The following is an 8503-nucleotide window of genomic DNA, read 5'->3' as shown; positions in this document are numbered from 1 at the left end:
GGCCGAAGGAGCCGATCCGGATGCGCCAGGTCTGCGGCTCCAGCGGCCTCGCCTTGGCAAAGCCCTTGCAGGTCAGCAGCGCGATGTTGGCGCCCTTCGGATCGCGCACCGAGCGATAGCGGATCGCCTGCAGTTCGGCTTCGCGCGCGACATCGGCGATCGCCTGGCAGGCGGTGTAATCGGTGGGCTGGGTCCAGGCCTTCTCGTCGCGATCGAGCGGCGGCCGTGTCAGGTCGATCGCGCGGTCGCATTTTATCGCGGCGGCGAAGGCGGTGTATTCCGCTGCGTCGTTCGGCCATGGCGTCGCCGGCGACTCCGCGAAGAACAGCAAGCGGTAGAAGGCCATTTCCGCCACCGCCGTCAGCACCGTCTCGGCGGCATAGTAGACGCCTTTGGTCTTGCCGGCGCGGCGGAAGCGCGAGCCGTATGGATAGACGGAGCCATAGCGAAAAGGCGTCGACAACAGGTAATGGAGGTGGCGGCATTCCAGCGGGATATGCGGCTTGGTATCCTCGATGAGGTCCTCCAGCAGCGACTGCTCGTCGAGCGTGTCGACGAGCTTGAGGGTCGAGACGCGATGCTGCGCCTCGACCATGCGCCAGTACTTGCCTTCGAGCCTGACGGCCTCAGACGAGAGCGCGCCGGGAGTCCAGGTAGGCAATGACATCGACAAGTCCGGCAATCGTCAGGATCTTTTCGAGCGGCGTGCCGTCGAGCGTGGTGTTGGGGTTCTTCAGCCATGCCCGGGCAACGGTCTCGTCGCCGCCGACGATGGCGTCGAGCGAGCGGAACAGGCGGACGAACAGCACCGCGAGCTCAAACGGCTTGGTGCCGCGTTCAAGCAGGAATTCCTGCTTGCGCATGCGCGAGACCGTTGCTTCCGACACACCGATGACCGAAGCGAGCGTCCTGGCGGTGATGTCGAGCAGGTCGGCCGCGCGCAGCGTGGCCTTGGTGATAACGGCGTTTTCGGCCGCCGCGGCGGCCGCGACTGGACGTTGCATAAGCGCACCCTTTCATTTCTGTGGAAAATATAGTCCACAAAAATTCACCTGGAAAGGGCAGTCACTGGATTTTCGACGGGTCGTCAGTCTTTCTTGTAAAGCAGCCAGCCTTTGCCGGCCCGGCTGGCCGTGGCCGAGTGCTTTGTCACACGGTTGCGGCCGCCGACCTTGGAACGATAAAGCGCCCGGTCCGCCTTTGTGTAAAGATCTTCGGGACTTTCCGCCTCCGAGGCCATGCAGATGCCCAGCGACACGGTGACGGCGCCGTAGTTCACGCCGGTCTGGCTACTGGTGAACGGCGTCTGCTCGATCCGCATGCGGATACGCTCGGCGATCTCGTATGTGGCTTCCTCGCTGGCGCCCTCGACGATAAGGGCGAATTCCTCGCCGCCGGTGCGCGCGACGAACATGTCGGAACGGACGCTGGACTGGAAGATCTCGGCGATGATCTGGAGGATCCTGTCGCCGACCGGATGGCCGTAGCGATCGTTTATGTCCTTGAAATGATCGATATCGGCAAGGATCAAGGCGTTGAACAGGATGCCGCGGTTGCTGTTGTAGATTCGGGTGATCTCCTTGTCGAAGGCGCGTCGGTTCCACAGCTGCGTGAGCGGATCGGTGTCGGCAAGCCGCTTGTATTCCTCGAGCTTCGACTTGACGCTTTCAAGCTCGGCCGTCTTTTCGCTGAGCGTGCTGGCGATCTGGCGGCCATGGTCGATCGTCGAGCTGGTGGCTGCAGACATCGCGCCGGCGATCTTCTGGAGGATTTCCTGCGAAAGCAGGCTGCGGTTGCTCAGGCCGATCGAGGTCTCATCGAGGATGCGGCCATATTTTTCGATATGCGAACGTTCGCTGCGCAACAGCGCGGCGATTTCCTCAAGTTCGTTGGCGACCATCTCGCGGGCGTGCTCGACGATGGCCGGACCGTGATGCTGGGGGAAGAAGGTGCGCCCGATGCCGTCGAGGTCCTCCTGGGTCGGGCGGTTGCTCAACGAGACGACGGCAAGGCTGAGCTCATGATTGCTGCCGCTCAGCGCCTCATAGAAGATCTCATAGTTGCGCGGCAATCCGAGCACACCGAGCTGACGCATCGTCGCCACGACGGTGCTGGCGATGTCGGTATTCCTGTCGGTCGGAACGGCTGCCGGCTGCATGTTCTGTTCACTACCCCTTCAGTGCGACCGGAGACCTGCCACCGCCGGGTGTCGCGCATGCGGGGATTTGAATCGGAACCGTAAATGCGACGGCGCGTCCCCAACACGACCTTCGCTTGCAGGAATGATAGATGCAGTTGCGCTAAAGTTTCCTTAATGGCCTGCATTTCCTCGATATCTCTGCTACCACAGGATGTAGAGCTGTGCAGGCGCAGCTTTTGAAACGCGTCGCTCCGGTGTCGCATTTGCCTGCGCCCAGCCATTTCAAACCTGAAATTCTGTCCGGCAATGGATCGGCAGAGCATCGAAGGAGGCCGGAATGGATGACAGCCACAGCGGATCTTGCCTGTGCGGGGCGGTGCGTTTCAGGACGAGAGGCCCGTTGCGCGGCGTCGTCTACTGCCACTGCTCGCAATGCCGCCGGCAAACCGGCCATTTCGTCGCGGCAACCGCCTCCAAGGATGCCGATATCGTCATAGAGGGCGCCGACGCGCTCAACTGGTACGGCGCGTCCGACGTGGCGAAACGCGGCTTCTGCCGCACCTGCGGTTCGCTGCTGTTCTGGAAGCACAATGAGCTGGACACGATCTCCATCATGGCCGGTTCCTTCGAGCGGCCGAGCGGTCTTTCCGCGGAAAGCCACATCTTCGTCGGCGACAAGGGCGATTATTATTCGATCGAGGACGGGTTGCCGCAATTCGAGAAGTCGACGCCGTCGATAAAGGTGGCTGATGGATGAATTTTGCGGCGGCTGCCTTATTCCCTTGATCCGGCCGTTGCGATATCCCCCTGACGGTTACTCGAAACGGGGCTGGGCATGCAGCGGCTGATCGACGCTTTCATCAATTCGGTACGAGCCTTCCGCAAGCTTGCCGCACACGAGAAGGCATTCCAGCAGGAGCTGATGCTGCTTGCGCTCGCCCTGCCTGCCGGCTGGTTCATCTCGGTCTCCTGGCGCGGCTATGCCCTGCTGATCGGCGCCGTGCTGCTGCTGATCATGGTCGAAGTGCTCAACACCGGCATCGAGGCGGCCTGCGACGCGATCTCGCGCGAATTCCACATCGAGATCCAGCTTGCCAAGGATTGCGGCTCGCTGGCCGTGCTGATTTCGATCGTGATCGCCGGAGGCGTGTGGGGCATCGCCTTGATCGAGCGCCTGATCGGCGCGCCGATCTGAATTTGCGGATCAGGACCCTGCCTGATCTTCCTTGGCGCGTTCGCGTCCGGCAAAGTGATGGCCGACCAGCCAGGCAACAACAGCGACGACGAGGCCAACACCAAGGGCAATGAGCAGGCGTTCATGCCGCGCGAACGCCTCACCCACCATCTGTTCCGCGCCCAGGCCGAAGATATAGCCGATGCCGCTGAACAGGGCCGCCCAGACCGCGGACGAGATGGCATTCAAGATGACGAAACGCGGCACGGGCACGGTCGACAGGCCGGCGGCGATGCCGCCGACCAGGCGCATGCCGTAGATGTAGCGGTTGGTCAGCACGAATATGTTGGGATGGGTGTTGAGCAGGCGATAGGCGCGGCTGAAGCCCGGACGCCTGCGCAATCTTCTCACATAGCGATGTTCGGCGAAGCTGCGTCCCAGGGTGAAGAAGAAGGTGTCGCCGGCGAAAGCGCCGAGAAAGGCGGCGAGGAAAGTCTGCCACAACACGAAAACATGCTGGTGGGCGAAGAAGCCGCCAAGGATCGCGGCACTTTCGCCTTCGGCGACGCAACCCAGGAAGACCGCGATCAGCCCGTATTGCTCGATGAGATGATGGATGGTCTCGCTCATTCCGTTGCTGGCCGCGCCGACAGTTTCTCGTCGATGCGCCTGATCTGCTCGGCCATGCGCAGGATTTCGTCGCGCATGCCGATGATCTCGCTGTGGCGCAGCTCGTCGAGCTTTTCATGCAAGGCCATGATCTCGATCTCGGCCTTCAGATTGACCTCGTAGTCATGCGCTGCGTCGATGCGGTCGCGCTCGGTCTGGCGGTTCTGCGACATCATGATCACCGGCGCCTGGATCGCCGCCAGCATCGACAGCACCAGGTTGAGGAAGATGAAAGGGTAGGGGTCGAAGGCATCGCGCGTGAGCAGCCAGGCATTGCCGACGGTCCAAACGGCGAGAAAGGCCAGGAAGCCGAGGATGAAGGACCAGGAGCCGCCGATCCTGGCGATGGTATCGGCGACGCGGTCGCCATAGGTCGCGTGGAAGGCGACGGCCTTGTTGGTGTCGCGCGTGATTGTGGTGCGCTCAAGCGTCGATTGCAGCACGCGGCTCTCGAGCGGACCGAAACCTTCCGGTTTTCGCTTGAGCAAACGGTTCGCCATGTCCTCGACGATCTTGTTCATCTGTCTTCTCCTTCGCCCGGGCGTCGATAGACGTAGAGGCTGCCGGGCCGGACGTGAAGTGCTAGATTGCGGCGAACAGGGCGAGGACAAAGATGCTCGATTTCCAGAAAATCCACGCACGGGCGGCCAAGCGCAAGGGGGGCGAGGCGGTGCTCGCTCCGCTGCTTGGCCCAGCGCCGGACAATGCGGCGGTGGCGAAAGTCCCCGACGACCGCATTCTCTCCACCATGGCCGAGCGCATTTTCGCCGCCGGCTTCGTGTGGCGGGTCATCGAGCAGAAATGGCCGGGTTTCGAGGAAGCGTTCCTCGGCTTCGAGCCGAAGCGGCTTCTGTTCCAGCCCGACGATTTCTGGCACGAGCTGGCGTCCGACAGCCGCATCGTGCGCAACCCGCAGAAGATCAAGTCGGTGCGCGACAACGCCGCCTTCGTCGACCGCGTCTCGAAGGAGCATGGCAGTTTCGGCAAATTCATCGCCGCCTGGCCGGCGGATGATCAGGTCGGCCTGACCGCCTATCTCGCCAAGCATGGCAGCCGTCTCGGCGGCAACACCGGCCAGTATTTCCTGCGCTGGCTGGAATGGGACACGTTCGTCGTCTCGTCGGACATGGCGGCGGCGCTGCGCGACGCCGGCCTCGATATCGCCGAGAACCCGACCTCGAAGCGGGACCTCGACAAGATCCAGGCGCAGATCAACCAATGGTCGGCCGAGACCGGGCTGCCGCGCCGCCACATCTCGCGCATCCTGGCGATGTCGATCGGCGAGAACCGCTCGGCGGAGGCGTTGCGCGAGTATATGGGCGACTAGGTGGCCAGGACTGATCGGCGTTGCCGATCGATCAGGATACGATCTTTGATCGATCGTGGACATGATCGGCGTTGCCGATCAGTCGGGATACGACCTGCGGTCGATCCTTAGTGGCACAACCAAACGCCATTGCGGGGCGATTTGAGCCACGCTACATCCGTTTCATGACCCAGACCGCTCCCGATATCCTGCGCATTGCCGTCGCCCAGCTCAACCCGACTGTCGGCGACGTCGCCGGCAATCTGGCAAAAGCGCGCGAGGCAAGGGCGGATGCGGCGCGACAGGGCGCCGACCTGGTGCTCTATACCGAGCTCTTCCTCGCCGGCTATCCGCCGGAAGACCTGGTGCTCAAGCCCTCCTTCCTGAAGGCATGCGAGAAAGCGGCGCAGGATTTCGCCAAGGACACGGCCGATGGCGGCCCCGGCGTCATCATCGGCACGCCGCTGAAGCGCAAGTCGGGCACACACAATTCCATTGTCTTCGCCGACGGTGGCAAGATCATTGCCGAGCGCTACAAGCTCGATCTGCCGAATTACGGCGAATTCGATGAGAAACGCGTCTTCCAACCCGGGCCGGAACTGCAAGGGCCAGTCAATTTCCGTGGCGTGCGCATCGGCGTTCCGATCTGCGAGGACATCTGGGGCGACATCGCCGTCTGCGAGACGCTGGCCGAAAGCGGCGCCGAGATCCTGCTGGTGCCGAACGGCTCGCCCTATTACCGCGCGAAGATCGATGTCCGCCACCAGGTCGTGATCCGCCAGGTCATCGAAACCGGCCTGCCGATGATCTATGCCAACCAGCTCGGCGGCCAGGATGAGCTGATCTTCGATGGTGCGTCGTTCGCCATCGGGGCCGACAAGACGCTGGCCTTCCAGATGAGCCAGTTCGAGGACGCGGTCGCCGTCACCACCTGGAAAAGAAAGGGAGATACCTGGGTCTGCTCGGAAGGCCCGATGTCGAAGATCCCGGAGCGGGAAGAGGCGGATTACCGGGCCTGCATGCTCGGCCTGCGCGACTACGTCAACAAGAACGGTTTCAAGAACGTCGTGCTCGGCCTTTCCGGCGGCATCGACTCGGCGATCTGCGCGGCCTTGGCCGTCGATGCACTGGGCGAAGAGCGGTTGCGGACCGTCATGATGCCCTACCGCTATACGTCGAAGGATTCGCTGAAGGACGCCGAGGACTGTGCGCGCGCGCTTGGCTGCCGCTACGACATCGTGCCGATCTCCGAACCGGTCGAAGGCTTCAAGCATGCGCTGACGCAGCTCTTCGAAGGCACCCAGGAAGGCATCACCGAGGAGAACCTGCAGAGCCGCGCGCGCGGCACGATCCTGATGGCAATCTCCAACAAATTCGGCTCGATGGTGGTCACCACGGGCAACAAGAGCGAGATGTCGGTCGGTTATGCCACGCTTTACGGCGACATGAATGGCGGCTTCAATCCGATCAAGGATCTCTACAAGATGCAGGTCTACGCGCTGTCGCGCTGGCGCAATTCGCATGTGCCGCCGGGCGCGCTCGGCCCTTCGGGCGAGGTCATCCCGAAGAACATCATCGACAAGGCGCCGTCGGCGGAACTGCGCGAAAACCAGACCGACCAGGATTCGCTGCCGCCCTATCCGGTGCTGGACGACATCCTGGAATGCCTGGTGGAGAACGAGATGAGTGTCGACGACATCGTCGCGCGCGGCCACGACCGGGCGACGGTGACGCGCGTCGAGCACCTGCTCTACATCGCCGAATACAAGCGCCGGCAGGCGGCGCCCGGCGTGAAAATCACGAAGAAGAATTTCGGCCGCGACCGCCGCTACCCGATCACCAACCGATTCCGGGACCGCGGCTAGCCTCTGCATGGCAGACATTGAAATCAGTTTCGACCTGTCGCGGATCGATTTCCGGGCGACCTCCGACCAGATCATGCGAAGCTATTGGGGTGCGTCGCGCACCGACGAGGCCAACCGGCGCGCTTTCGAGAACTCGCTTTGCGCCGGGGCTTATCTCGATGGTGAGCAGGTCGGTTTCGCCCGCGTGATCACCGACTATACCGTCTTTGCCTATCTACTCGACGTCATCGTCTGGCCGGAACGCCGCGGGCATGGGATCGGCAAACAGCTTGTGCAAGCACTCCTCGATCATCCCGATATGAAGACCGTTTCTCATTGGAGCCTCACAACCAACGACGCTCACAGCCTCTATCAGAAGTTCGGATTCCGGACGGAGGGTCGTTACATGCGGCTGGATCGCTCACCCGCTGCCTGAGGTCCCGCTACAACCCGCCGTTGTTGCAAATTCGTCTCAGTGCTTGGACCAGATGCCGTTTTGGCGATAGGCCGGCTTGGCGACCGGCTGATGCCTCCCTATAAGGGCCTCTCCGCGATTCCCTTCCGGGAGGACCGTATGGCAGGATTTGACATCGTTATGCGAGGCCGCGAAGCCTAGGTCTGCTCGGGCTTTCCGAAGTTTTTTCGGAGAGCCGGACGCAGGACGGGCATTTGCCGCTGCCGGTCGCCGCCTCAGGGCAGGCTGCCTACCATACTGAACCTCCCGCTCTTTTGGAGCGCCGCAGGGCGCGGAATGCGGGTTTTCCAATTCGATTTTTCCGGGACCGGGCTCGTTTGCGCCCGGATGACATCATGGCTCGTTTCAAGATCGATCTGCGCGCGAGCGCCTTTCGCAGCGTGCTCGGCTTCACATTTGGCCACTGGCGGCGTCAGCCGTGGCGGCTTTCGCTATCATGGGCGCCTTCCTGCTCTCGACGTTGGCCGATGTGCTGACGCCCTTCTATTCCGGTCGCCTGGTCGATGCGGTGGCCAGCGGCGCCGGAACCGACGCAGTCGCCTGGAATGCGGCGATGATGGCGTTCTCGATCCTTATGGCGCTGGCGCTGGCCGGGGTCGTGCTGCGCAATGTCGCCTTCCTGTGGATCGTTGAGCTGACGCTGAAGATGATGTCGGACATCGCCGCAGATGCCTTCCATCGGGTGCAGCGTTTCTCGACCGACTGGCACGCCAACAGCTTCGCCGGGTCGACGGTGCGTAAGATAACGCGCGGCATGTGGGCGCTGGATCTGCTCAACGATACGATCCTGATCGCGCTGATGCCGTCGGTCGTCATGCTGGTCGGATCGACGCTGCTGCTCGGCTGGTTCTGGCCGCTGATGGGAGCCGTCGTGGCGGCCGGCTCGGCGCTGTTC

General features: G+C 62.5%; 10 protein-coding genes and 1 pseudogene. 6 read left to right on the top strand and 5 right to left on the bottom strand.

Annotated elements, in window-relative coordinates; all coding sequences use genetic code 11:
* From EOD07_RS13360 to EOD07_RS13350, 3 genes are all read right to left on the bottom strand, one after another.
* On the bottom strand, positions 1-667 hold a 667-nt coding region (locus EOD07_RS13360), incomplete at its 3' end, for an RES family NAD+ phosphorylase (RefSeq protein ID WP_164772224.1).
* Positions 627-1004, bottom strand: a complete 378-nt coding sequence (locus EOD07_RS13355; RefSeq protein ID WP_041008823.1) for an antitoxin Xre/MbcA/ParS toxin-binding domain-containing protein — start codon at positions 1002-1004, stop codon at positions 627-629. The genes EOD07_RS13355 and EOD07_RS13360, both read right to left, overlap by 41 nt.
* 83 nt (positions 1005-1087) lie before the next feature.
* Positions 1088-2158, bottom strand: coding sequence for a diguanylate cyclase (locus EOD07_RS13350; protein WP_127235786.1), 1071 nt, complete (start codon positions 2156-2158; stop codon positions 1088-1090).
* A gap of 319 nt (positions 2159-2477) precedes the next feature.
* Here EOD07_RS13350 and EOD07_RS13345 point away from each other — a divergent pair, with 319 nt between their 5' ends.
* Both EOD07_RS13345 and EOD07_RS13340 read left to right on the top strand, forming a co-directional pair.
* Positions 2478-2897: a GFA family protein gene (locus tag EOD07_RS13345; protein ID WP_127235785.1), complete on the top strand. Its 420-nt coding sequence runs from the start codon at positions 2478-2480 to the stop codon at positions 2895-2897.
* A gap of 78 nt (positions 2898-2975) precedes the next feature.
* Complete coding sequence (locus EOD07_RS13340; protein WP_040981437.1) at positions 2976-3335, top strand: diacylglycerol kinase; 360 nt, start codon at positions 2976-2978, stop codon at positions 3333-3335.
* A gap of 9 nt (positions 3336-3344) precedes the next feature.
* On the opposite strand, the gene EOD07_RS13335 is transcribed toward EOD07_RS13340, so the two are convergent.
* Both EOD07_RS13335 and EOD07_RS13330 read right to left on the bottom strand, forming a co-directional pair.
* Positions 3345-3944, bottom strand: coding sequence for a DedA family protein (locus EOD07_RS13335; protein WP_041008817.1), 600 nt, complete (start codon positions 3942-3944; stop codon positions 3345-3347).
* Entirely contained in the window at positions 3941-4504 is a 564-nt protein-coding gene (locus tag EOD07_RS13330) for a DUF1003 domain-containing protein (RefSeq protein ID WP_040981433.1), read from the bottom strand. The genes EOD07_RS13335 and EOD07_RS13330 overlap by 4 nt, the downstream gene beginning before the upstream one ends.
* A 92-nt stretch (positions 4505-4596) precedes the next feature.
* Here EOD07_RS13330 and EOD07_RS13325 point away from each other — a divergent pair, with 92 nt between their 5' ends.
* The 4 genes and pseudogenes from EOD07_RS13325 to EOD07_RS13310 all read left to right on the top strand — a co-directional run.
* Positions 4597-5310: a DNA-3-methyladenine glycosylase I gene (locus tag EOD07_RS13325; RefSeq protein ID WP_127235784.1), complete on the top strand. Its 714-nt coding sequence runs from the start codon at positions 4597-4599 to the stop codon at positions 5308-5310.
* 164 nt (positions 5311-5474) lie between these two features.
* A complete protein-coding gene (locus EOD07_RS13320) occupies positions 5475-7154 on the top strand; it encodes an NAD+ synthase (RefSeq protein WP_127235783.1) in 1680 nt (559 codons plus the stop codon).
* 7 nt (positions 7155-7161) lie between these two features.
* Positions 7162-7569: a GNAT family N-acetyltransferase gene (locus tag EOD07_RS13315; RefSeq protein WP_127235782.1), complete on the top strand. Its 408-nt coding sequence runs from the start codon at positions 7162-7164 to the stop codon at positions 7567-7569.
* 374 nt (positions 7570-7943) lie between these two features.
* Positions 7944-8503: pseudogene (locus EOD07_RS13310) on the top strand (ABC transporter transmembrane domain-containing protein); the annotation flags it as partial.

The sequence above is a fragment of the Mesorhizobium sp. M2C.T.Ca.TU.002.02.1.1 genome (assembly GCF_003997225.1).
The sequence above is the reverse complement of the archived record's forward strand: the minus strand, read 5'-3'. Positions and strand labels throughout refer to the sequence as shown.

Coding starts and splice junctions, on each gene's coding strand:
- EOD07_RS13355 (WP_041008823.1), bottom strand. CDS start 1,004: ATGCAACGTCCAGTCGCGGCCGCCGCGGCGGCCGAAAACGCCGTTATC.
- EOD07_RS13350 (WP_127235786.1), bottom strand. CDS start 2,158: ATGCAGCCGGCAGCCGTTCCGACCGACAGGAATACCGACATCGCCAGC.
- EOD07_RS13345 (WP_127235785.1), top strand. CDS start 2,478: ATGGATGACAGCCACAGCGGATCTTGCCTGTGCGGGGCGGTGCGTTTC.
- EOD07_RS13340 (WP_040981437.1), top strand. CDS start 2,976: ATGCAGCGGCTGATCGACGCTTTCATCAATTCGGTACGAGCCTTCCGC.
- EOD07_RS13335 (WP_041008817.1), bottom strand. CDS start 3,944: ATGAGCGAGACCATCCATCATCTCATCGAGCAATACGGGCTGATCGCG.
- EOD07_RS13330 (WP_040981433.1), bottom strand. CDS start 4,504: ATGAACAAGATCGTCGAGGACATGGCGAACCGTTTGCTCAAGCGAAAA.
- EOD07_RS13325 (WP_127235784.1), top strand. CDS start 4,597: ATGCTCGATTTCCAGAAAATCCACGCACGGGCGGCCAAGCGCAAGGGG.
- EOD07_RS13320 (WP_127235783.1), top strand. CDS start 5,475: ATGACCCAGACCGCTCCCGATATCCTGCGCATTGCCGTCGCCCAGCTC.
- EOD07_RS13315 (WP_127235782.1), top strand. CDS start 7,162: ATGGCAGACATTGAAATCAGTTTCGACCTGTCGCGGATCGATTTCCGG.